We start from the raw sequence: 23935 nt of genomic DNA, 5'->3' as shown, positions 1-23935 counted from the left end.
ATGACATTCGCAATAAACACGTGGTCACACTTTACCTATTATAGAGATTAGCCCTTGAGATTGCAAGGTTTTTTTAAAAAAATCAATTGCTATTTTCTAAAACAACAAATGATACTCTTCCACAAAATGGAAAGCCCCCGATAATTTGAACGGGGGCTATCGAGAGTCGTTATCGCTATTTATTTTTCAATAGAGGAAACGACACCAGCACCTACAGTACGACCACCTTCACGGATAGAGAACTTTGTACCGTCTTCGATCGCAATCGGTGCAATCAATTCTACTGTCATTTCTACGTTGTCACCAGGCATTACCATTTCTACCCCGTCTGGAAGCTCAATAACGCCTGTTACGTCTGTTGTACGGAAGTAGAATTGCGGACGATAGTTCGAGAAGAATGGAGTGTGACGTCCTCCTTCATCTTTAGAAAGAACGTACACTTCTGCTTTAAACTTCGTATGCGGTGTGATGGAGCCTGGCTTTGCAAGTACTTGACCGCGTTTAACTTCTTCCCGGTCAATACCGCGGAGAAGTGCACCGATGTTGTCTCCAGCTTCTGCATAGTCAAGAAGCTTACGGAACATTTCTACTCCTGTGACAGTTGTTTTCTTCGCTTCATCAGCAAGCCCGATGATTTCTACTTCATCACCTACGTTAAGAACTCCACGTTCTACACGGCCAGTAGCAACTGTTCCGCGTCCTGTGATTGTAAATACATCCTCAACAGGCATCATGAATGGCTTATCTTTGTCACGTTCTGGTGTTGGAATATATTCGTCAACTGCTTTCATGAGCTCAAGAATTTTTTCTTCGTACTCTTCTTCTCCTTCAAGCGCTTTGAGAGCAGAACCAGCAATGATTGGAATGTCGTCTCCTGGGAATTCGTATTCGGAAAGAAGGTCACGAACTTCCATTTCTACAAGCTCAAGAAGCTCTTCGTCGTCTACCATGTCAACTTTGTTAAGGAACACAACGATGGATGGTACCCCTACTTGACGAGAAAGCAAAATATGTTCACGTGTTTGTGGCATTGGGCCATCCGCTGCAGATACTACGAGAATCGCACCGTCCATTTGCGCTGCACCAGTGATCATATTTTTCACATAGTCTGCGTGTCCTGGGCAGTCCACGTGTGCATAGTGACGATTTTCTGTTTCATATTCTACGTGAGAAGTAGAAATGGTAATACCGCGTTCACGTTCTTCTGGAGCACCGTCAATCGCGTCATACGCCATTGCTTCTCCAGTACCAGATCTTTTGTTAAGAACTGTTGTGATAGCAGCAGTTAATGTTGTTTTTCCGTGGTCAACGTGACCGATAGTACCGATGTTGGCATGTGGTTTGGAGCGATCAAATTTTTCTTTAGCCATGATTCATTTCCTCCTTAATCCTAGGTAATTAATATAGGTATTCATTTAATATAGAAGCCGGAAGGTGCGCCGAACTGGGTCACCGTCCTTAGCTTACAACAAAACAGTGGGACAAACAATCTTTTCAAGAAAAATTACTCTCCACTATATTTGGAAACAATTTCCTCGCTCACGCTTTTTGGAACTTCTTCATAATGATCAAAAATCATTGTATAGTTTCCGCGTCCTTGCGTGTTTGAGCGAAGACTTGTTGCATAACCAAACATTTCTGCAAGTGGTACGAATGCTCGGATTAATTGAGAATTTCCACGAGCTTCCATTCCATCTACGCGACCTCGACGGGAAGTAATATCTCCCATGACATCTCCCATGTATTCTTCAGGCACAACTACTTCTACTTTCATGACTGGTTCAAGCAAGACTGGATCACAAAGATCTTTTGCTTTTTTCAACGCCATGGAAGCAGCAACTTTAAATGCCATCTCATTGGAGTCTACATCGTGGTAGGATCCATCGTAAAGGGTCGCCTTCACGTCGATTACTGGATAGCCGGCAATCAAACCGTTTTCGAGCGCTTCTTTGAGACCTTGTTCAACGGCAGGAATGTACTCACGCGGTACAACTCCTCCAACGATGTTGTTGACAAATTCGAAGCCTGCTCCTTCTTCGTTCGGTTCAAATTCAATCCACACGTGACCGTATTGACCACGTCCACCGGATTGACGAATAAATTTCCCTTCACATTTGCCCGCTTTACGGATTGTTTCACGATAAGAAACTTGTGGTGCACCGACTGTTGCTTCCACTTTAAATTCACGTTTTAAGCGGTCAACGATCACATCAAGGTGCAACTCACCCATTCCTTTAATAATCGTTTGACCTGTCTCGCTGTTCGTTTCTGTTTGGAACGTAGGGTCTTCTTCTGCAAGCTTACCGAGAGCAACCCCCAATTTATCTTGGTCCGCTTTCGATTTTGGCTCTACAGATAAAGAAATAACAGGTTCAGGAAATTCCATGGATTCTAGAATAACACGGTCTTTGTCATCACAGAGTGTATCCCCTGTACCGGTATCTTTCAAACCAACCCCGGCAGCAATATCTCCGGAGTAAACGGTTGAAATTTCTTCTCTCGAGTTTGCGTGCATTTGAAGAATACGTCCAATTCGTTCACGTTTCTCTTTCGTCGTGTTTCGGACGTAAGAACCGGCATCTAACTTACCGGAGTACACGCGGAAGAAAGTGAGCTTTCCGACATATGGATCCGTCATTACTTTAAATGCTAATGCGGAGAATGGACCATTATCGTCTGCTTCTCTTTCCACCTCTTCATCACTATCTGGACGAATTCCTTTAATCGGAGGAACATCCAGTGGAGATGGTAAATAATCTATTACTGCGTCAATCGCAAATTGAACCCCTTTATTTTTAAAAGCAGAACCGCATAGTACCGGATAAAATTCTACTTGGAGCGTTGCTTTCCGGATTGCTGCTTTCAATTCTTCGACGGTGATTTCTTCTCCCTCTAGGTATTTCATCATTAAATCTTCATCGAATTCAGAAACCGCTTCAATGAGTTTTTCACGGTACTCTTCAGCTTGCGCTTGGTATTCTTCCGGAATATCCCGCGCTTCTGTTTGGGTACCGAGATCATCCGTATAATAGACTGCTTGCATCGTTACAAGGTCAATGATGCCTTCAAAATTATCTTCCGCACCGATTGGTAATTGGATTGGATGTGCGTTTGCATCAAGACGTTCATTTAACGTGCCACAAGCATATAAGAAGTCTGCCCCTACTTTATCCATTTTGTTAATGAAAACGATACGTGGAACATGGTACGTTGTCGCTTGACGCCATACCGTTTCGGTTTGTGGCTCTACCCCAGACTGTGCGTCAAGTACCGTAATGGCGCCGTCGAGGACACGAAGGGATCGTTCTACTTCCACGGTAAAGTCAACGTGACCAGGGGTGTCAATAATGTTGATACGGTGATCTTTCCACTGAGCAGTTGTAGCCGCCGAAGTGATTGTAATCCCACGCTCTTGTTCTTGTTCCATCCAGTCCATTTGGGCTGCACCTTCATGGGTTTCCCCAATTTTGTGAATGCGCCCTGTATAGTAGAGAATACGTTCCGTTGTTGTTGTCTTACCGGCATCAATGTGAGCCATGATCCCGATATTCCTTGTTTTTTCTAAGGAGAATTCTCTTGCCATGAACTTTTCTCCTTCCTTCCATCCTAGGTTAATAAGTTTATGAAAAAAAGTAGATTACCAACGATAATGAGCAAATGCTTTGTTTGCTTCGGCCATTTTGTGTACTTCTTCTCGTTTTCTTACCGCAGCTCCAGTGTTGTTCGCTGCATCGATGATTTCATTCGCTAAACGCTCTTCCATCGTTTTCTCACCGCGAAGGCGAGCATAGTTGACAATCCAACGAAGTGCAAGGGTGGTACGTCGATCCGGTTTTACTTCAATCGGCACTTGGTAGTTTGCACCACCTACCCGGCGAGCTTTTACTTCAAGTACCGGCATGACGTTTTTCATCGCTTGATCAAAAACTTCCATTGGATCTTGCCCGGTACGTTCCTTGACTAAATCAAATGCTTTGTAAAGAATATTTTGCGCTTTCCCTTTTTTACCGTCAATCATAATGCGGTTGATGAGACGAGTGACCAATTTAGAATTGTAAATTGGATCGGCTAGCACGTCTCGACGTGGTACTGGTCCTTTACGTGGCATACTCACACTCCCCCTTTCCTGTTCAATTTATTACATTATTTTTTCTCGCGCTTCGTACCGTATTTCGAACGACTTGTTTTGCGATCTTCGACTCCTGCTGTGTCAAGCGCTCCACGGACAATGTGGTAACGAACCCCTGGTAAGTCTTTCACACGACCACCGCGGATAAGAACAACGCTGTGTTCTTGTAAATTGTGACCGATTCCAGGAATATATGCTGTCACTTCAATTTGGTTCGTTAAACGTACACGAGCATATTTACGAAGAGCAGAGTTCGGTTTCTTAGGGGTCATTGTTCCTACACGTGTACATACTCCACGTTTTTGTGGGGAGTTTAAGTTTGTTGGTCGCTTTTTCAGGCTGTTGTAGCCTTTATTCAGCGCCGGGGAGTCAGATCCTGTCGGCTTTGTGCGACGTCCTTTGCGAATTAATTGGTTAATTGTAGGCATCGCTTTCCCTCCTTTCATCCTTTCATTTTTAAGACCACCGTTCCAGGTGTTTCAACCGAAGCAAAAGGAAAGTTTTTGCTAATAGAAAGCTTCTATTAGCAAAAACATCATTGCATTTTCAACGCAACCGCGGCCGCTCCTACATCAATTCCACACACTTTACCGAGTTTGCGCATGGAAGGGACGGTATAAATACGAACGCCATTTGCTTCCGCTAATTGGAGTACTTTATGAACCACTCTCTTTTCCGCATCATCAGCAACTACTACCGCATGGACAGCGTTCGCTTCTAGCGCTTTTAACGTTTGCTTCGTTCCTATTAAAACCTCTGCAGCCTGTGAAACTTTTTCATAAGACATTCTCTATCCTCCAAAGCACAGGTTGTTCAGGCACACTTTGATAGCTTATCACCACGTTTTTAATCTGTCAATACTCTTTTGTTTCTTCTTCCAGTACTTTTGCGTCAATGTCTTCCTCATCTTTTACTTCTAATTCCAAGTTACGGAAACGTTGCATTCCTGTACCCGCAGGAACAAGCTTTCCGATAATCACGTTTTCTTTCAATCCGAGCAGCTCGTCTTTTTTCCCTTTGATCGCTGCATCGGTAAGAACACGTGTCGTTTCTTGGAAAGATGCTGCGGATAAGAATGAATCCGTTTCAAGGGATGCTTTTGTAATTCCGAGAATGACTGGATGGCCAACGGCTGGCTGTCCGCCATTTTCTAATACCTTTTCGTTGGCAGCATCAAAATGGTGTACTTCAATCAAGCTACCTGGCAATACATCGGTGTCTCCTGAATCGGTGACACGGATTTTACGAAGCATTTGTCGCACCATCACTTCCACGTGCTTGTCACCAATTTCTACCCCTTGCATACTATACACTTTTTGCACTTCTTTTAACAAGTACTCCTGTACATCTTGTAATCCGGTTACTTTAAGTAACTCTTTCGGATCGATGGAACCTTCTGTCAGCGGATCTCCTGCTTTTACTTTGTCGCCGACGTCTACTTTTAACCGGGCAACGTACGGGGCGGAATAGCTACGTGTTTCCAATTCACCTTTAATGACGATTTCTTTTTTATCGCGCATTTCTTTAATGTCGATCACTTCACCGGCTAGCTCCGAAATGACCGCTTGCCCTTTCGGATTACGTGCTTCAAACAATTCTTGAATACGAGGCAAACCTTGTGTGATGTCGTCCCCTGCAACCCCACCTGTGTGGAAAGTACGCATCGTCAATTGCGTACCTGGCTCCCCGATCGATTGGGCAGCAATAATTCCTACTGCTTCTCCAACTTCTACATCAGAACCGGTCGCAAGGTTTTTACCATAACATTTTTTACAAACCCCATGTCTCGTTTCACACGTAAAGACAGAACGAATGGTAGCGCTTTTTACGCCGGCCTGCTCAATTTCTTTCGCTTTATCCTCACTAATTAGCTCACCTTTTTTAGCAAGCACTTCGGATGTTTCTGGATGACGAATCGTTTTAAAGAGAACCCTTCCTTCCAATCGGTCTGCTAAACTTTCTATCAGTTCATTGCCTTCTTTTAAAGCTTCTACCTTTAATCCTTGATCCGTATGACAATCTTCTTCTCGTACAATGACATCTTGTGCCACATCTACAAGACGACGAGTCAAGTAACCTGAGTCCGCCGTTTTGAGCGCAGTGTCCGCAAGACCTTTTCGAGCACCGTGGGTAGAAATAAAATATTCAAGAACCGTTAATCCTTCTCGGAAGCTCGATTTAATCGGAAGCTCGATAATTCGGCCAGATGGGTTCGCCATTAAACCGCGCATTCCCGCAAGTTGGGTGAAGTTCGATGGGTTCCCCCGAGCACCGGAATCGCTCATCATGTAAATTGGATTCGTTTTTTCAAGACTGCCCATCAACTTATCTTGAATGGTATCTTTTGCTTCCGTCCAAATCGAGATCACTTTGTCATAACGTTCTTCTTCGGTAATTAAACCACGACGATACTGCTTCAACACGCGTTCTACTTTTGCTTCCGCTTCATTTAAAATATCTTCTTTATCAGGAAGCACAACGACGTCCGTGATACCGACCGTAATACCTGCTTTGGTCGAATAATAGAACCCTAAGTCTTTCATTCGGTCAAGCATTTTTGACGTTTCAATAATTTGGAAGTTCTTAAATACAGCTGCAATAATATCTCCAAGGAATCCTTTTTTAAACGGTGGGACTTCTTTTCGTTTCTTTAGTTCTTCTTTTACATTCGCCCCTCGCGGAATCATATATTTCTCCGGCGTCGCTTTTTCCAAGTTCTCTGCTGTTGGTTCATTAATATAAGGGAAAGAGTCTGGTAAAATTTCATTAAATATTAACTTACCGACTGTCGTGAGAAGCAACTTATTATTTTGTTCTTCCGTGAAATTCCCTTTATTTAAGGAAGAGACCGGCAAGGCAATTCTTGTATGAAGATGAACATATCCATTGTGATAAGCCGCCAACGCTTCATTCGTATCTTTAAATACCGACCCTTCTCCTATCGAACCTGCTCGTTCTAACGTGAGATAATAGTTGCCGAGAACCATATCTTGCGAAGGTGTCACGACCGGCTTACCGTCTTTCGGATTCAAAATGTTTTGCGCTGCAAGCATTAAAATCCGCGCTTCTGCCTGCGCTTCCGCTGAGAGCGGGACGTGTACGGCCATTTGGTCTCCGTCAAAGTCAGCATTATAAGCGGTACAGACCAGCGGGTGTAATTTGATCGCTCTTCCTTCGACCAGTACCGGTTGAAACGCTTGAATCCCTAGACGGTGCAATGTCGGCGCTCGGTTTAATAACACTGGATGTTCTTTAATGACTTCTTCTAACACATCCCATACTTCCGCATGGACTCTTTCCACTTTTCGTTTTGCGCTTTTAATGTTATGAGCAAGCCCTCGTGAAACTAACTCTTTCATCACAAAAGGTTTAAAGAGTTCTAAAGCCATTTCTTTTGGAAGACCACATTGGTACATCTTCAGAGCCGGACCTACAACAATGACTGAACGTCCGGAGTAGTCTACCCGTTTTCCTAACAAGTTTTGGCGGAAACGTCCTTGTTTCCCCTTTAACATATGGGATAGAGATTTGAGCGGTCGGTTTCCCGGTCCTGTGACTGGACGCCCACGACGACCATTGTCAATCAAAGCATCCACCGCTTCTTGCAACATTCTTTTTTCATTTTGGACGATAATGTTCGGCGCCCCTAAATCAAGAAGACGCTTGAGACGATTGTTTCGGTTAATGACGCGACGGTATAAGTCGTTCAAATCTGAAGTCGCAAAGCGTCCTCCGTCTAATTGCACCATCGGACGCAATTCCGGGGGAATAACCGGCAATACATCAAGTACCATCCAATGAGGTTTATTCCCTGAATTCCGAAATGCTTCTACCACTTCCAGTCGTTTGATTGCTCTCGTTCTCCGTTGCCCTTGTGCGACTTCCAATTCTTCTTTTAACGCCTTCGCTTCTTTGTCTAAGTCAATATCGTACAGAAGTTTACGAATCGCTTCTGCACCCATTTGTGCCGTAAAAGAGCCACCGTATTTATCATAATAAGCGCGGTATTCCTTTTCGGAAAGCAACTGTTTATATTCTAGTGGCGTATCTCCTGGATCGGTCACCACATAAGAAGCAAAATAAATGACTTCTTCCAGCGAGCGTGGAGACATATCCAACAGCAGTCCCATTCGACTTGGAATCCCTTTAAAATACCAAATATGAGAAACAGGAGCCGCAAGTTCAATATGACCCATTCTTTCCCGGCGAACTTTTGCGCGGGTTACTTCCACCCCACAACGGTCACAGACAACTCCTTTGTAACGAACTCGTTTATACTTTCCGCAGTGACATTCCCAATCTTTTGTCGGGCCGAAAATCCGCTCACAAAACAACCCGTCTTTTTCCGGCTTTAACGTGCGGTAGTTAATCGTCTCTGGTTTTTTTACTTCCCCTCGAGACCAGGAACGAATTTTATCCGGAGAAGCTAGACCAATTTTCATGTATTCAAAATTATTTACATCAATCAAAGGGTTAACCTCCCTTACCATCTTTCGGTTCTCGCGCGAACGATGATTCGATGTTATCTATCTCTATCCATCTAAAAAATCAAAACATAGAGAGTCTTGCTGTCTCTTCCTGAAGAGACAGCAAGATCCATGATTACTCTCTATGAATTCGCAGATTCAACTTTTAAGTTCAATTTATCCGTTGCTGGATCGTCTTCATCATCCAGTTCTTTCATTTCAATCTCTTCTTCTGTACTGGAAAGCATCTTGACGTCCATTCCTAGACTTTGTAACTCTTTGATCAATACTTTAAACGATTCCGGAACACCTGGTTCTGGTACGTTTTCCCCTTTTACAATCGCTTCATACGTTTTCACACGACCAACCACGTCGTCAGACTTCACCGTAAGAATTTCTTGGAGCGTATAAGCTGCTCCGTATGCTTCTAATGCCCACACTTCCATCTCTCCGAAACGTTGCCCGCCAAATTGTGCTTTTCCGCCCAGTGGTTGTTGCGTAACAAGCGAGTATGGACCTGTGGAACGAGCGTGGAGTTTATCGTCTACCATATGAGCAAGCTTAATCATATACATGACACCAACAGAGACGCGACTATCAAACGGCTCTCCGGTACGACCGTCATACAATACCATTTTTCCATCGCGTGGAAGACCTGCTTCTTCTAACGTCTCCCAAACATCTTCTTCGTTGGCACCGTCAAACACGGGCGTGGCCATGTGAAGGTTTAGTTCACGCGCTGCCATCCCTAAATGAAGTTCCAGCACTTGCCCGATGTTCATGCGCGATGGCACACCAAGCGGGTTTAACATAATATCTACTGGCGTTCCATCCGGAAGATAAGGCATATCTTCTTCTGGTAAAATTTTTGAGATAACCCCTTTGTTTCCATGGCGTCCTGCCATTTTATCTCCTTCGTGAATTTTCCGTTTTTGTACTAAATACACACGGACAAGCTGATTCACTCCCGGAGGCAATTCATCGCCGTCTTCCCGGTTAAACACTTTGACATCAAGAACGATGCCATCGGCTCCGTGAGGAACGCGTAAAGAAGTATCTCGTACTTCCCGCGCTTTTTCCCCGAAAATCGCATGCAGAAGTCGCTCTTCCGCGGTTAACTCCGTCATTCCTTTTGGCGTTACTTTTCCGACAAGGATATCGCCATCTTTCACTTCCGCTCCGATGCGAATGATCCCACGTTCGTCTAAGTTCTTTAACGCCTCTTCACTTACATTTGGAATGTCTCTTGTAATTTCTTCCGGACCTAATTTCGTGTCCCGAGACTCCGATTCATATTCTTCAATGTGAATCGACGTGTACACGTCATCTTTCACTAACCGTTCGCTTAAAATAATCGCATCTTCGTAGTTATACCCGTCCCAAGTCATAAAGGCAACGAGAACATTTCGTCCAAGAGCCATTTCTCCTTTATCCATTGACGGACCGTCTGCTAGTACTTCCCCTTTTTCAACACGTTCGCCTTCTTTGACAATTGGGCGTTGGTTATAACTTGTTCCTTGGTTCGAACGAATAAATTTGGACAACTTATACTTATCTAATTCCGTTTCCACTTCTTCTAAGCGGCGCACCCAAATCTCACTCGCTGTTACGCGCTCGACAATACCATTTGACTTAGATACGATCGCAGCACCAGAGTCTTTGGCGGACACATATTCCATTCCTGTTCCAACAAGCGGTGCTTCCGGTTCAATGAGAGGAACCGCTTGACGTTGCATGTTCGCTCCCATCAATGCCCGGTTGGAGTCATCGTTTTCCAAGAACGGAATACACGCCGTCGCTGCTGAAACAACCTGTTTTGGAGAAACGTCCATGTAGTCGACTTTTTCTTTTGGAACGACGATGTTTTCTCCTCGGAAACGAGCGATAATTTGATCTTCGGCAAAAGTACCATCTTCATTCAGTTTCGCGTTTGCTTGTGCGACCACATAGTTGTCTTCTTCATCTGCCGTCAAATAATCACACTCGTCCGTCACCACTCCTGTTTCCGGATCCACCCGGCGGTATGCTGTTTCAATGAATCCGAAACGATTCACGCGGGCATACGTAGATAAGGAGTTAATAAGTCCAATGTTCGGGCCTTCCGGCGTTTCAATTGGACACATCCGACCGTAGTGGGAATAGTGTACGTCACGAACTTCAAATCCGGCTCTTTCTCTCGTCAATCCTCCGGGACCGAGGGCGGAAAGACGGCGTTTATGTGTTAATTCTGCAAGCGGATTCGTCTGGTCCATAAATTGCGACAACTGAGAACTACCGAAAAACTCTTTGATCGACGCAATCACTGGACGAATATTAATTAACGCTTGCGGCGTAATAGAACCTGGATCTTGAATGGACATCCGTTCGCGCACAACCCGTTCCATTCGTGACAAACCGATTCGAAATTGGTTTTGCAATAGTTCACCAACGGAGCGCAGACGACGGTTACCTAAATGATCAATGTCATCCGTTAAACCGACACCATGCAATAAATTGAAAAAGTAATTAATCGTTGCAATAATATCTTCTGGTGTAATATTTTTCACGTCATCGGGAACATTACCGTTGCTAATGACTTTAATATAATCGTCCTCGTCTTGTGCATCTTCTGGATAAATTTTGATGGACTGGATATGGAGGGTTGTATCATCGACTACTCCTCCGGAAACTTTATACCGTTTAAAACCGGTATTATTTTCTAAATAAGGGAGTAGGCGATCGAGCGTTCTGCGATCTAACACCGTTCCTTCTTCCGCTAAAATTTCGCCTGTTTCCGGATCAACAAGCGTTTCCGCTAACCGTTGATTAAAGAGACGATTTTTAATGTGTAATTTTTTATTTACTTTATAGCGACCGACATTGGCAAAGTCATATCTTTTTGGATCAAAAAAGCGCGATTCTAATAAGCTTTTAGCACTTTCCACAGTAGGGGGTTCCCCAGGGCGCAACCGTTCATAAATCTCGAGCAGCGCTTTTTCACTGGAGTCAGTGTTATCTTTTTCCAGCGTTGCACGCAAGTATTCATCTTCTCCGAGCAAATCAATGATTTCTTGATCAGACCCGAATCCAAGTGCGCGCAGAAGAACAGTCACCGGAATTTTCCGCGTGCGATCAATTCGCACGTACACGACGTCTTTTGCATCTGTCTCTAATTCCAGCCAGGCTCCTCGATTCGGAATAACGGTGGCTGTGTATCCTTTCTTCCCATTCTTGTCCACTTTTTCGTTGTAATAAACGCTCGGTGAACGGATAAGCTGGGAGACGATGACTCGTTCTGCACCGTTGATAATAAACGTACCTGTTTCCGTCATGAGCGGAAAGTCACCCATAAACACTTCCTGCTCTTTTACTTCTCCTGTCTCCTTATTCATTAACCGAACTTTGACCCGTAACGGGGCAGAATACGTCACATCTCGCTCTTTCGCTTCATCGATAGAGTACTTCTCTTCACCTAAACTATAATCGATAAACTCAAGAACTAGATTGCCTGTAAAGTCTTCAATCGGTGAAATGTCTTGAAACATTTCCCGCAGACCCTCATCAAGAAACCATTGATACGAAGCGGTTTGAATCTCAATTAAATTAGGGAGTTCAAGCACTTCATTAATTCTTGCATAACTTCTTCTTTGGCGGTGGCGTCCAAACTGAATAAGTTGACCTGTCAACTGAGTCACCCCTTCAATATATCGCATAATCTTTCCCCGTCTAAAGACGGGTTAGGCATCCCAAGAAAACATTTTTTCGTTCTTTATTTGTTTTTAAAAGCAAGAAAAAAATGGTTTCTTCTAAAAAACCACTATTTTTTTACCCGGGAGGCTGATTATATAATTGTTACCTATTTCTTCCTTTTCCATACACGCACAGAAAATCTGCTCGGAAAATGAAGTTAGTTATATGCATTAAATAACAATACCACAAATATTTTTTTTGGTCAATATTTGTGTGCCACAAAAATGTAATATCCTTTTTTCTTTTGAACGGTAATGACGTCATCAAAAAGTTCCGCTAATTTTGCTTTGGCGGAAGCAGCGCCTTGCTTTTTTTGAATCACAGTCCAAAAAGACCCGCCAGGAAGGAGATGATCATATGCGTCTTCAAACAAAGTGTGCACCACTTTTTTACCGGCACGAATCGGCGGATTAGTTAATATCGCAGCAAAACGACGGTCAGATAAAGCCGCAAATAAGTCACTCACAAGAACTTGGACGTTTAGAAGTCCCTTTCTTTTTATATTTTCTTTCGTTAGTTGCACTGCTCGCTCGTTCACATCGACGAGCCACACAGTCCGGTCTGTCTCTTCTGCTAACGTAAGACCAATCGGACCGTAGCCACACCCTACATCTAACAAATCACCTTCAACTTTCGGAAAAGTAAAAGAATCAATTAAAAGCCGACTTCCAAAGTCTACTTCTTTTTTGGAAAAAACCCCGTGATCGCTCATAAACGTCCGTTGTTTCCCACGTAAATAGCTAACTACTTCAAAAGGGTCGCTGGCTATTTTGGGCTTTTTGTTAAAATAATGATCTCCCACCGATTACCACCTTCCTGTCACAAACCTTTGTCTTGTAAAAAAAGGTGCCCTAAAAGGTGATATGGACCTTTTAGGACATCCGCTTTGTCAACTATTTAAGTTCTACTTTGGCACCAGCTTCTTCAAGCTTACCTTTCATTTCTTCTGCTTCTTCTTTCGCAACGCCTTCTTTAATTGTTTCAGGCGCACCGTCTACGAGAGCTTTCGCTTCTTTCAAGCCGAGACCTGTGATTTCACGAACGGCTTTAATCACGTTAATTTTAGAGCCGCCAACTTCTGCAAGAACAACATCAAATTCAGATTGCTCTTCCGCTGCTTCAGCGCCTCCTGCACCGCCAGCTACCGCTACTGGAGCAGCTGCTGTTACTCCAAATTCTTCTTCAATTGCTTTTACAAGTTCATTTAACTCAAGAACAGACATTTCTTTAATCGCATCAATAATTTGCTCTTTACTCATTGTAAATCCTCCTTAAAAAAATATTGGATATCCGTACATTCGTTTTACCTTATTCAGCCGCTTCTTCCTTCTGGTCAGCCACCGCTTTGGTCGCAAGGGCAAAGTTTCTAATCGGCGCTTGCAATACACTAAGAAGCATAGAAACCAATCCGTCGTGAGAAGGTAAGGAAGCAAGTTCCTTAATTTCGTCGAGGGACGCTACTCGACCTTCAATGACACCTGTTTTAATAACAAGATTTTCATGTTCTTTCGCAAAGTTATTTAATACCTTCGCCGGAGCAACGACATCTTCTGTGCTTGTTGCAATCGCTGTTGGACCAACAAGGTATTCATCGATATCCGACAAATTCACTTTTTCTGTCGCACGACGAATCATTGTGTTTTTGTACACTTTAAAGTCCACGCCGGCTTCGCGAAGTTGCTTTCTAAGTTCTGTTGCTTCCGCGACATTAAGTCCGCGGTAGTCTACAACAATCGTCGAAATACTGTTGTCCAGCTTTTCCGCGATTTCTTGTACGACTTGTTCTTTTTGCTCAATCACTTTGCTCACTTGTTACACCTCCTGTCTTCTTCTCGTACATACCGCATCAAGGATAATAAAAAAGAACCTTCATGCACGCAGACATGAAGGTTCTGTTCTCGTCACAAGAGACCCATGGCATCCCATGAGCTTTATCCGAAAACTACCTCGGCAGGAAATTAAGCCGTAAAGGCACCTGCTGTCTGCGGTAAATGATTTATTTTATGAAAGACGCTCTTATTATAACGACTTGTTGGAACTTCGTCAAACAATTTTTACGCACTAAATTGAGAAACGTCTACTTTTATGCCAGGACCCATCGTAGAAGAAACGGTGACATTTTTCATGAACTTCCCTTTAGCAGCGGCAGGCTTTGCTTTTAACACGGCATCAACAATCGTGTTGAAGTTTTCAACAAGTTGGGATGTTTCAAAAGAAACTTTTCCAAGTGGCGCATGAATATTTCCCGCTTTATCAAGCCGGTACTCTACTTTCCCTGCTTTAATTTCTTCCACTGCTTTTTTAATGTCCATTGTCACTGTTCCGGTTTTCGGGTTTGGCATCATTCCTTTCGGACCGAGGATTTTTCCAAGTCGTCCCACTTGTGCCATCATGTCAGGAGTAGCGACAACGACGTCAAAGTCGAGCCAACCTTCTTGTACTTTTGCGACAAGATCTTCTTCCCCGACAAAATCAGCGCCGGCGGCTTCCGCTTCTTGTGCTTTTTCACCTTTCGCAAATACAAGCACGCGCTTCGTTTTTCCTGTTCCGTGCGGAAGTACGACTGCTCCGCGAATTTGCTGGTCGTTTTTCCGTGGATCGACGCCTAAGCGCAAAGCAATTTCTACCGTTTCATCAAAAGAAGCAGTAGACGTTTTCTTTACAAGTTCAAGCGCTTCTTCCGCGCTATATTGTTGCTTTCGATCAACAAGTTTGATCGTGTCTTCGTATTTTTTCCCTCTTTTAGCCAATTTCATTTCCTCCCTAGTTGTGGTTTTATCGGTCAAACCTCCCACTTGAAAAGGCTGCGCACACATCCTTCAACGGACACGCAGCCTTTCAATCAAACACAGTCACATTAGTCTTCAACGGTAATTCCCATGCTACGTGCGGTACCTTCAACCATACGCATCGCCGCTTCAACGTCTGCTGCATTTAAGTCTTCCATTTTCGTCTCAGCGATTTCGCGTACTTTGTCTCGTTTTACCGTTGCTACTTTATTACGGTTGGGTTCACCAGATCCGCTTTTAATACCAGCTGCTTCTTTTAGCAATACGGCAGCAGGTGGCGTTTTCGTAATAAAATCAAAAGAACGGTCTTCGTATACCGTGATCTCCACAGGAATAATCATTCCTGCTTGATCGGACGTACGAGCGTTAAATTCTTTACAAAATCCCATGATGTTAATACCTGCTTGTCCTAAAGCCGGTCCAACAGGTGGTGCTGGATTCGCTTTCCCCGCAGGAATTTGTAATTTTACAACAGTCTCGACTTTTTTAGCCACGCGACACACCTCCTTCGTCCGTGATGTGGTTTGTCGGACATTTGTCCTCCCACTCTTGAGAGAGAAACCTCTCAATGACTATAACAGTCATCTACTGAACATTAAAATCTTATCACTTCGTCTCCTGAACTTCAAGTCATAATTCCAGTAGATATCATTAAAAATTGATGTGAACTACTCGTCATTGAAATGACGAGCTTCCAGTTCTACGCTACGAACTGTTGTCTGTTAAACGTATACACTGTCGGCGTGTCCAACACCACTACTGATTGAGATAGGGAGCCTATCTCTTTCAGATACTTTTTGCCGATGTTCATTGCACCGTTAACATCAGCATTAATCACACGTTGACAATCGTCACACACATACAAACCACGATGTTTACGATTAGATTTTTTCGCAAACTTTTTGGATGGATAAGGCTTGCACATAGAACAGGTTTGTGATGTGTATTCTTTGGACATTCGAGCAACAGAAATCCCTTGTTCTTCTGCCTTATACGTCAACATTTGGATGATTTTCACGAAAGGTAACTGATGAAACTTTTGATTCGTTTTCTTACCGAGCTGAACATTCTTACGTATACCTGTTATATCCCCTATGACAATGGTTTCTACCCCTTGTCTTACGGCAAGGTCAATTACCTTTTTCGTCATGCAGTGTAAAAGGTGAAACGTTTGTGCTTTCCTTTTACGATATAATTGCAACACTCGTTTTGACTTCTTTGGATATTTCACACCTTTGGCGACTTGCTGAGCGTCAGAAATAGCTTGAAAATGCGCTATTTTCTTGTGAAAATACCGTTCCACAGACAGCCATTGTCTACCAGAAATAATATGTGAATTCCCTTTGTAGTCATAACAAGTGAGCGCATTGGTAATCCCTATATCAACGGACATATATTTCACACTATTCTGTTTTATTGGCACATCTTCATATTCTTGTGCGAGGATAATTTTGTATTCTTTTTCTGTTACAGGCTTCACTTCTACTGTTTTGACTTTCGTGATTTTGATATGTTTTGGAATAGGAAAACTTGTTTTGAATACGATATTTCTCTTTTAAAACTTCAGCGATTTCTTGAAAAAGTGTTTTTAAATACTGCTCAATTTCATGATCGAGAACCTTTCTTCGATATTTCACCGACCATACAATGTGATAATTGACGTTATAAACACAAGTTCCAGCATGGGTGATTTTAGATTTTTATTCATACATATAGTATATATTTAAAGATACATATTATCAATATTAACAACTATTATCATAGTTACATATGGTATGGGGTAACTCAAAGAAGGCGACGGATTCATCTCCTCATTGAAATGAGGAGATGAATCCGTCGCTTTGTCCTAAATTTTTTCTACTTGATGAAACTCCAGCTCCACTGGTGTTTCTCTTCCAAACATATTGACATGTACTTTTACTTTTTGTTTTTCTACATTTATTTCTTCGATGGTTCCGGTAAAATCCGCAAATGGACCTTCTTTTACCTTGACAGATTCCTTCAATTCAAAATCCACCTCGGTCACTACATCTTGTTCACCCATTTGTTTTAAAATCCGATCTACTTCTTCCGGCAAAAGTGGGGTAGGTTTAGAACCTGCTCCTGACGATCCGACAAACCCGGTCACCCCGGGAGTATTTCGAACCACATACCAGGAATCATCGGTCATAATCATTTCTACAAGAACATATCCCGGAAACACTTTCCGCGTTACCGCTTTACTTTTCCCATTTTTTACTTCTGTTTCTTCTTCCACGGGTACGAGCACTCGGAAAATTTTATCGCTCATTTCCATCGACTCTACCCGTTTTTCCAAATTTGTTTTTACTTTGTTTTCATAACCGGAATACGTATGTACGACAAACCAGTTCTTTTCCATTCATACGGACAAATACGTCCTTCCCTCCTCCTTGTTGGGTTCTATCGTCACATATATTCCTGCAGCACGTTAGTCCAAAAAGATACGAACAAGCTCTGACAATCCTAAATCAACGAGCGCAAAGAAAATAGTAAAGAATAAAACAGTTAAAATAACGACAATCGTGTATTTTATCAATTCATCTCGTTTCGGCCACGAGACCCGTTTCATTTCTTTCGCTACATCCCGAAGAAATTTGACCGGATTTTTTGTTCCTTCCGCCACACTGCCACCTCCATGCCATACATATCAACTTCTCTCATTTTACCAAGCGCTATCATCTTTTTCATTGACTTTTCTATTAATTTTTCATTAGAAAAACTCGGCTTACCCGCCCGCCGAGTTACATGGCGAATCTTTCCTTTCTGCCTAAACGACCGAGTGCGTTTTTGTCATCTTGAGTAATTCAGAAGTCAAAAGCGCCTAATCGTTTTTCTCCGTCTTTCTGTCTAACTTCACTCTCAGGTGCTCGGGTGAAGATACTTTTACTAACTGCGAAAGTCAGGTTAGAGCAGATCTTTCAACATCTAGCACACCTAACCAGTCGTCTCTGCTTTTCATAACATAAAAAAACAGCCGCTTATTTTGTTTCTCGATGAAGAGTATGTTCGTTACAATATTTACAAAACTTCTTCATCTCCATGCGGTCTGCCTTGACGTCTTTCCTTTTTTCAGTTGTATAATTGCGTGATGCACATTTCGTACAAGCAAGGACAACTTTTGCCCGCATCGAGTTCCTCCTCTAGCTGAAGCTTACCACTTCTACTTTGAAATTAAACACCTAACGTGTCCTTCACTTTACCATAAGGAAAAAACCGTGTCAATTTGTCTTGTAGAAAATCAAGTAGGAGGAGGTGATTAACCTCCGTCATCTCACACCACCGTACGTACGGTTCGCGTATACGGCGGTTCAATTAAGATGGGTAACGCAAGACTTCCTTCCGTGAATAGCTTATCTTCTTATGCCAGCAGTCACTCCACCCTCCAAGAGGTCTTTTACGGAATGGATAAGAATGTCGTCTTTCCTTCCATCTATCCGCTTCATTTACTCTGTATCACCTTTGGCAGAAAGGACTTTGTTTTGTCTTGCAAACTCATCCAATGATACCTAGCCTTGTATGAAGTTCGTGTTCCTCGGACCGGAAGTTTGCCGCCCGCTTCCTTCAGATTCCGCGTCGCCACGGACACCCTTGCGTTAAGCTAACCACTACTTCTGCCTTCGTGGCTCGGGACTCTCACCCTATAGATTACACCCATGCCAGGCGCACGAGAAAAACTCGCTGGATGCGAGTTGATGGAACGCTTATTCAATTGAGCGCTCAGTCAAAATATATGTGAAAAAAGAGCAACGCGTGGTGAGTTTCATCTATATAACGATTCGTTAGATGGGGAGACGTTTCCGCTCGGAAGTGAGCGAAAAACGTCTCCATCTGCGACATGACGGCACTTCCATAATAAGGAATACCGCGTTACCATATCCCACAATCAGCTCTACGAAGTATTTCTTCCGCATAAATACGAAGATGAATGAAAGAAGAATGTTAGCCACGATGCGAAACGACACTTATCAATGTAATCGTTTTCTTTTTGAAAGATTCTGAAAGTAAAGATGCCATTTCAAACATCAATAGAATGATACAATAATTTATATGATTCCATCCCACTTTGCACTTAACTAAAGTGGAGTACTTTGACATGTCTTTCTAGTTTCCGCTTCACTCGTTGAAGCGCGTTATCAATTGATTTTACGTGACGGTTCAATTCGGTCGATATCTCTTGATACGTCCGACCGTCTAAGTATAACATTAATACTTTCTGTTCTAAATCACTCAAAATCTCTTGAATTTTCATCTCAATATCATCAAATTCTTCTCGATTAATATATAATTCTTCCGGATCACTCATTTTTGAACCGCATAATACATCTAGCAATGTTCTTTCAGAATCTTCATCATAAATTGGCTTATCCAGCGATACATATGAATTAAGGGGTAAATGTTTTTGACGCGTCGCAGTCTTAATAGCAGTAATAATTTGTCTCGTAATACACAATTCCGCAAAAGCTCGAAACGAAGAAAGCTTGTCTCCTTTATAATCACGAATAGCCTTATACAAACCAATCATGCCTTCTTGAACGATGTCTTCGTAATCTCCGCCAATGAGAAAATAAGATCTTGATTTTGCTCGGACAAAACTTTTGTACTTATTCATTAAATATTCTAATGCGCTGTGATCTCCCAACCGGATTTGTTCTACGAGTTCTTCGTCTTCTGCATGTCCAGTATCGTAATGATGTTTCTTCTCTTTGAGGTGTAAGCTCAATACAATCCCCCCGCCCTCGCTGATTGTATGAATATAGTAATACGGAATAACCACATTATATAGTACCGTGAATGGAGGCGTCAACCGCTCAACCATCGCCTCGACGCCATTTGTCAAAAATTTCAGCCATTTCTTTTGTAAGGGTAAAATTCGTCATTTTTCGTGGTTTTTGATGATTTTTTAGTTCATCAGTAATATTTCGCTCTACTGCTTCCATTTCCAACCGAAGCTCCCTGGCCGATTTTCTTAGTCCTCCGCTCCCAAAAATAATGCGCTGTTCTGCATAATCCGATGTGGCCACATGGACTCTCGTTTCTACATTTTTTAATTCCCGTACGAGCTTCTCAATTCTCTCATCCGCAGTTTCATTTTCCCGTGTATATATAATTTCGACAAGATGATTATTGTAATTTTTTCCGAGTCCTGGAACCATATGAGCATCGAAAATAATCTTGACTTCCCATCCTTTAAACGCTTGATATTCTGCCATTTTTTCAATTAATAAATCCCGCGCTTGATCGAGATGTTTTTCACGAAGAGATTTAAATTCGGGCCAATCACCGATAATATTATAGCCGTCCACAAGAAGAATATCTTTCATCGCTACGCACGTCCCAATGGTGAACGTTTTCGATAGATTTCATACATGAGTAAACCCGCTGCTACAGAAGCATTGAGGGAAGACACTCTCCCATTCATGGGGATTTTAACCAACAAATCACACTTTTCCTTTACGAGACGGCTCATCCCTTTCCCTTCGTTTCCAATGACAAGACCAATGGGCATGTCACTATCTAACGTACGAAAGTCATCCCGAGTTTCCATATCCGTGCCAACAATCCACAAGCCTTGTTTTTTCAAGGCATCAATTGTTCTTGCCATATTCGTTACCCGAACAACAGGGACGTACTCTATCGCTCCCGCGGATGCTTTTGCGACTACTTGCGTTAAACCAGCGGAACGACGCTTCGGGATAATAACGCCATGTACACCACTTGCTTCTGCCGTACGCAAAATGGAACCAAGATTGTGGGGGTCGGAAATTTCATCAAGCAAGACGAAAAAAGGATCTTCTCGCCGTTCCGTAGCGAGGGCAAATAAATCGTCTAACTCCTTGTATTCATAAGCGCTAACGACAGCAACAACGCCTTGATGGCGAGTTGTTTGTGCTAGTTCGTCTAACTTTTTTCGGGGTGAATATAAAAGGGTAATGTTCTTTTCCTTCGCCCGTTGTACAATTTCTTGGACATGACTTTTCTTCGTCCCGTCAGCAATCCAAATTTTATGAATGGAACGATTGGATCGCAAAGCTTCTGTGATTGGATTTTTCCCAAAAATCCATTCTTCTTTCATCCTTCTTCCTTCCTCTCTTTATGTGCAATCGCAAACATCATTAGTTCGTCAAGACGTTTCGTTCGTTCCAGTAAATACGTGTAACCAATTAACGCTTCCAATGCGGTACTATAACGATACGTATGATGATCCGTATTTTTTGGCAGCGAACCGGATTTTGCATTTCTTCCCCGTTTCGCCACCGCTTTCTCTTCTTCCGTCAGTCTATTTTCTGATAGGAGGGATTGTAAGACGGCCGCTTGTGCTTTTGCCGACACGTAAGTAGACGCTCGTTCGTGTAATTCATTGGGGCGAACATATCGGTGCGCTAATAAATAATGACGAACATACAAGTCGTAGACTGTATCTCCCATGTAAGCGAGGGCAAGGGCGTTTAATTGTTTTGCGTCTACTTGTTTGTCAGTCGCTTTATATATCATGCTTCTTCCCTCTTCCAACGCGTTCCTTGAGCCGTATCCTCTAAAATAATACCTTCTGCTTTTAACATATCCCGAATTTCATCTGCCCGGGCAAAATCACGATTTTTTCGTGCTTCGTTTCTTTCTGCAATCAATTTTTCAATCTCTTCGCTGAGTACTTCTCGTTTTTTCTCTACTGGGATGTGCAACACGTCCCCCATTTCATGAATAAGGGCAAGAAAAGCTTCTAATACTTGTTTTGAAGACTGTTTTTCTCGTAAATACTGGTTCGCACATTTTACGAGTTCAAATAATGCAGTAATCCCATTTGCGCTATTAAAGTCATCGTCCATCGCTTCGATAAATTGTGTCTTATAACGAGCGATGCGATCCAACCAATCGGCTTTCTCACCAAGATCAGCGCTCTGATCGAGACGATATTTTAAATTTTCAGTTGTGGATTGAATGCGGTCGAGTCCGTGTGCTGCGCTTTGAAGAGATTCTTCATCGAAATTAAGCGGGCTGCGGTAATGGGATTGCAGGATAAAAAAGCGTACTACTTCCGGGCGATGTCTTTCAATAATGTCTTCCACGAGAATGAAATTGCCAAGTGATTTGGACATTTTTTCATTATTCACTTGAATATAGCCATTGTGCAACCAATAGTTTGCCATCTTTTTCCCGGTTAATGCTTCCGATTGAGCAATCTCATTTTCATGGTGAGGAAATGTTAAATCTTGCCCACCTGCGTGGATATCAATCGTCTCCCCTAGATATTTTTTTACCATGGCGGAACATTCAATATGCCAGCCCGGTCGACCTTTTCCCCACGGGCTATCCCAAGAAATTTCCCCTTCTTTCGCTTGTTTCCACAAAGTAAAGTCCAAAGGTTCTTTTTTCTTTTCCCCAACTTCAATGCGCGCACCTAATTGCAAATCTTGAATAGATTGTGACGATAATTTTCCATAATCTTTAAATTGACGCGTGGAAAAATAGACGTCTCCATCCGCTTCATAAGCGTATCCTTTCTCGATCAATTTTTTGATAAACTCAATAATCTCCGGCATCGTCTCTGTCACACGTGGATGCATATCTGCCTTTTTTACTCCCAGTGCTTCCGTATCTTTAAAATATGCTTGAATATAACGTTCTGCCAGTGCCTTTACGTCTTCCCCTAATTCCCGTGCTGCTTTAATAATTTTATCATCGACATCGGTAAAGTTAGAGACAAATTGCACTTCATATCCTCGGTACTCTAAATAACGACGCACCATATCAAACACAATCGCCGGGCGCGCATTGCCAATATGAATTTTGTTGTATACCGTTGGACCGCATACATACATTTTTATTTTTCCTTCTTCGATTGGAATCAGCTCTTCTTTTTTTCTAGTAAGCGTGTTATATACCATGATTGCCATCATTCATCACCCTTTCTTACGAGCACATCCTTTTGTTTATAGGCTTCCAACTCTTCCCGCAGTTGTTTAATTTCTTTTTCTAGTTCTAAAAATTTATCTTGTACCGGGTCTGGGAGAATATGATGATCTAAATCGTCATGTTTTACCTTCATTCCATCTTGAACGACCACTTTTCCGGGGATTCCGACAACCGTCGAGTTTTTTGGTACTTCTTTTAAAACGACCGAACCTGCGCCGATTCTTGAGTTTTCACCAATGGTCATCGAGCCTAGAATTTTTGCTCCACTCGCAATCAGAACATTGTCTTCAATGGTCGGATGTCGCTTCCCTTTCTCTTTTCCCGTTCCTCCTAATGTCACCCCTTGATAAATGGTGACATTATCTCCTATTTCACAAGTTTCTCCAATGACAACACCCATGCCATGGTCGATGAACAGTCTCTGCCCAATCGTTGCTCCGGGATGAATTTCTATTCCAGTCAAAAAACGACTCACTTGGGAAATAAAACGGGCAATAAAGTAGAGCTTTTTTTTCCAAAACCAATGGGCAATGCGATGCATCCAAACGGCGTGTACCCCGGAATATGTGAGCACTACTTCCAGACGACTTCTGGCCGCAGGGTCCCTATCAAATACAACGTCGATGTCATTTTTAATTGTCTTCCACATAATGTCCCTCCTCTTCTCCTTTTGCAATAAATGAAATGTCCGTATTTACATAAAAAAGCGTCTCGATGTGCATGTCATTGCACAGAGACGCTTCCCACGCGGTTCCACTCTGTTTAAAGATCCTTCGTATTTCCTAAGGAACTTTCCCTTTCTCATGATAACGGTCAGACTACCGCCCTTGCCTACTCATTTCAGCAAGAGACTCCGGGAGGCATTTTCAGAGTGCGCCCTTGAAATCACT

23 protein-coding genes and 2 other annotated features (1 of these 25 only partly in view) are annotated in these 23935 nt (G+C 42.7%); all 23 genes read right to left on the bottom strand.

The features are described from left to right. Nucleotides 1-179: 179 nt before the first annotated feature. The 23 genes from tuf to cysE all read right to left on the bottom strand — a co-directional run bounded on the left by tuf (nucleotide 180) and on the right by cysE (nucleotide 23694). Nucleotides 180-1370, bottom strand: coding sequence for an elongation factor Tu (tuf, locus tag GJS40_RS02465; protein ID WP_270895880.1), 1191 nt, complete (start codon nucleotides 1368-1370; stop codon nucleotides 180-182). Between the two features lie 134 nt (nucleotides 1371-1504). After that, nucleotides 1505-3583: an elongation factor G gene (gene fusA / locus GJS40_RS02460; RefSeq protein WP_270895879.1), complete on the bottom strand. Its 2079-nt coding sequence runs from the start codon at nucleotides 3581-3583 to the stop codon at nucleotides 1505-1507. Nucleotides 3584-3637: 54 nt separating this feature from the next. Next, nucleotides 3638-4108, bottom strand: coding sequence for a 30S ribosomal protein S7 (rpsG, locus tag GJS40_RS02455; RefSeq protein ID WP_270895877.1), 471 nt, complete (start codon nucleotides 4106-4108; stop codon nucleotides 3638-3640). Between the two features lie 35 nt (nucleotides 4109-4143). Then, the gene (rpsL, locus tag GJS40_RS02450) at nucleotides 4144-4557 is read right to left on the bottom strand and encodes a 30S ribosomal protein S12 (protein ID WP_270895876.1); all 414 of its coding nucleotides are present in this window, start codon (nucleotides 4555-4557) and stop codon (nucleotides 4144-4146) included. A gap of 107 nt (nucleotides 4558-4664) precedes the next feature. After that, nucleotides 4665-4916: a 50S ribosomal protein L7ae-like protein gene (locus tag GJS40_RS02445; protein ID WP_270895875.1), complete on the bottom strand. Its 252-nt coding sequence runs from the start codon at nucleotides 4914-4916 to the stop codon at nucleotides 4665-4667. 67 nt (nucleotides 4917-4983) lie between these two features. Further along, the gene (rpoC, locus tag GJS40_RS02440; RefSeq protein WP_270895873.1) at nucleotides 4984-8598 is read right to left on the bottom strand and encodes a DNA-directed RNA polymerase subunit beta'; all 3615 of its coding nucleotides are present in this window, start codon (nucleotides 8596-8598) and stop codon (nucleotides 4984-4986) included. 140 nt (nucleotides 8599-8738) lie between these two features. Next, complete coding sequence (gene rpoB, locus GJS40_RS02435; RefSeq protein ID WP_270895943.1) at nucleotides 8739-12260, bottom strand: DNA-directed RNA polymerase subunit beta; 3522 nt, start codon at nucleotides 12258-12260, stop codon at nucleotides 8739-8741. A gap of 266 nt (nucleotides 12261-12526) precedes the next feature. Then, nucleotides 12527-13126 (bottom strand): class I SAM-dependent methyltransferase, encoded by a 600-nt coding sequence (locus GJS40_RS02430; RefSeq protein ID WP_270895871.1) that lies wholly within the window; start codon nucleotides 13124-13126, stop codon nucleotides 12527-12529. Nucleotides 13127-13217: 91 nt separating this feature from the next. Continuing rightward, nucleotides 13218-13583 carry a 50S ribosomal protein L7/L12 gene (gene rplL, locus GJS40_RS02425; protein WP_270895869.1) on the bottom strand — a complete coding sequence of 122 codons (366 nt, stop codon included), beginning with the start codon at nucleotides 13581-13583 and terminating at the stop codon, nucleotides 13218-13220. Nucleotides 13584-13632: 49 nt separating this feature from the next. Next, nucleotides 13633-14133 carry a 50S ribosomal protein L10 gene (gene rplJ, locus GJS40_RS02420; RefSeq protein ID WP_270895867.1) on the bottom strand — a complete coding sequence of 167 codons (501 nt, stop codon included), beginning with the start codon at nucleotides 14131-14133 and terminating at the stop codon, nucleotides 13633-13635. Between the two features lie 41 nt (nucleotides 14134-14174). Continuing rightward, nucleotides 14175-14330, bottom strand: a sequence feature (ribosomal protein L10 leader region). A gap of 48 nt (nucleotides 14331-14378) precedes the next feature. Then, nucleotides 14379-15119: a 50S ribosomal protein L1 gene (rplA, locus tag GJS40_RS02415; RefSeq protein ID WP_270895865.1), complete on the bottom strand. Its 741-nt coding sequence runs from the start codon at nucleotides 15117-15119 to the stop codon at nucleotides 14379-14381. A gap of 62 nt (nucleotides 15120-15181) precedes the next feature. Next, nucleotides 15182-15607: a 50S ribosomal protein L11 gene (gene rplK / locus GJS40_RS02410; RefSeq protein WP_270895863.1), complete on the bottom strand. Its 426-nt coding sequence runs from the start codon at nucleotides 15605-15607 to the stop codon at nucleotides 15182-15184. A gap of 206 nt (nucleotides 15608-15813) precedes the next feature. Then, nucleotides 15814-16635, bottom strand: coding sequence for an RNA-guided endonuclease InsQ/TnpB family protein (locus tag GJS40_RS02405; RefSeq protein ID WP_270895941.1), 822 nt, complete (start codon nucleotides 16633-16635; stop codon nucleotides 15814-15816). Next, on the bottom strand, nucleotides 16541-16804 hold the full coding sequence (locus tag GJS40_RS14480) for a transposase (RefSeq protein ID WP_333723858.1): 264 nt from the start codon (nucleotides 16802-16804) through the stop codon (nucleotides 16541-16543). The genes GJS40_RS02405 and GJS40_RS14480 overlap by 95 nt, the downstream gene beginning before the upstream one ends. Before the next feature lie 155 nt (nucleotides 16805-16959). After that, the gene (nusG, locus tag GJS40_RS02400; protein WP_270895861.1) at nucleotides 16960-17493 is read right to left on the bottom strand and encodes a transcription termination/antitermination protein NusG; all 534 of its coding nucleotides are present in this window, start codon (nucleotides 17491-17493) and stop codon (nucleotides 16960-16962) included. A gap of 69 nt (nucleotides 17494-17562) precedes the next feature. Then, on the bottom strand, nucleotides 17563-17757 hold the full coding sequence (secE, locus tag GJS40_RS02395; RefSeq protein ID WP_270895859.1) for a preprotein translocase subunit SecE: 195 nt from the start codon (nucleotides 17755-17757) through the stop codon (nucleotides 17563-17565). Between the two features lie 355 nt (nucleotides 17758-18112). Then, complete coding sequence (gene rpmG / locus GJS40_RS02390) at nucleotides 18113-18262, bottom strand: 50S ribosomal protein L33 (RefSeq protein WP_270895857.1); 150 nt, start codon at nucleotides 18260-18262, stop codon at nucleotides 18113-18115. A 941-nt stretch (nucleotides 18263-19203) separates the two neighbouring features. Continuing rightward, nucleotides 19204-19854 (bottom strand): RNA polymerase sporulation sigma factor SigH, encoded by a 651-nt coding sequence (sigH, locus tag GJS40_RS02385; protein WP_270895855.1) that lies wholly within the window; start codon nucleotides 19852-19854, stop codon nucleotides 19204-19206. Nucleotides 19855-19942: 88 nt separating this feature from the next. Continuing rightward, nucleotides 19943-20455 carry an NYN domain-containing protein gene (locus tag GJS40_RS02380; protein ID WP_270895853.1) on the bottom strand — a complete coding sequence of 171 codons (513 nt, stop codon included), beginning with the start codon at nucleotides 20453-20455 and terminating at the stop codon, nucleotides 19943-19945. Nucleotides 20456-20457: 2 nt separating this feature from the next. Continuing rightward, nucleotides 20458-21207 (bottom strand): 23S rRNA (guanosine(2251)-2'-O)-methyltransferase RlmB, encoded by a 750-nt coding sequence (rlmB, locus tag GJS40_RS02375; RefSeq protein WP_270895851.1) that lies wholly within the window; start codon nucleotides 21205-21207, stop codon nucleotides 20458-20460. Then, on the bottom strand, nucleotides 21204-21626 hold the full coding sequence (locus tag GJS40_RS02370; protein ID WP_270895849.1) for a Mini-ribonuclease 3: 423 nt from the start codon (nucleotides 21624-21626) through the stop codon (nucleotides 21204-21206). Before GJS40_RS02370 ends, rlmB begins: the two co-directional genes overlap by 4 nt. Beyond that, nucleotides 21623-23026, bottom strand: a complete 1404-nt coding sequence (gene cysS, locus GJS40_RS02365; RefSeq protein WP_270895847.1) for a cysteine--tRNA ligase — start codon at nucleotides 23024-23026, stop codon at nucleotides 21623-21625. The genes GJS40_RS02370 and cysS overlap by 4 nt, the downstream gene beginning before the upstream one ends. Beyond that, nucleotides 23026-23694, bottom strand: coding sequence for a serine O-acetyltransferase (gene cysE, locus GJS40_RS02360; protein ID WP_270895845.1), 669 nt, complete (start codon nucleotides 23692-23694; stop codon nucleotides 23026-23028). Before cysE ends, cysS begins: the two co-directional genes overlap by 1 nt. Before the next feature lie 80 nt (nucleotides 23695-23774). After that, nucleotides 23775-23935: a binding site (T-box leader), on the bottom strand; it runs 65 nt beyond the window's last position.

The organism is Aliibacillus thermotolerans (assembly GCF_027853235.1).
In the GTDB taxonomy this organism is placed as follows: domain Bacteria; phylum Bacillota; class Bacilli; order Bacillales; family Marinococcaceae; genus Aliibacillus; species Aliibacillus thermotolerans.
Note: the sequence above shows the minus strand (reverse complement) of the source record. Positions and strands in the feature narration are given on the sequence as shown.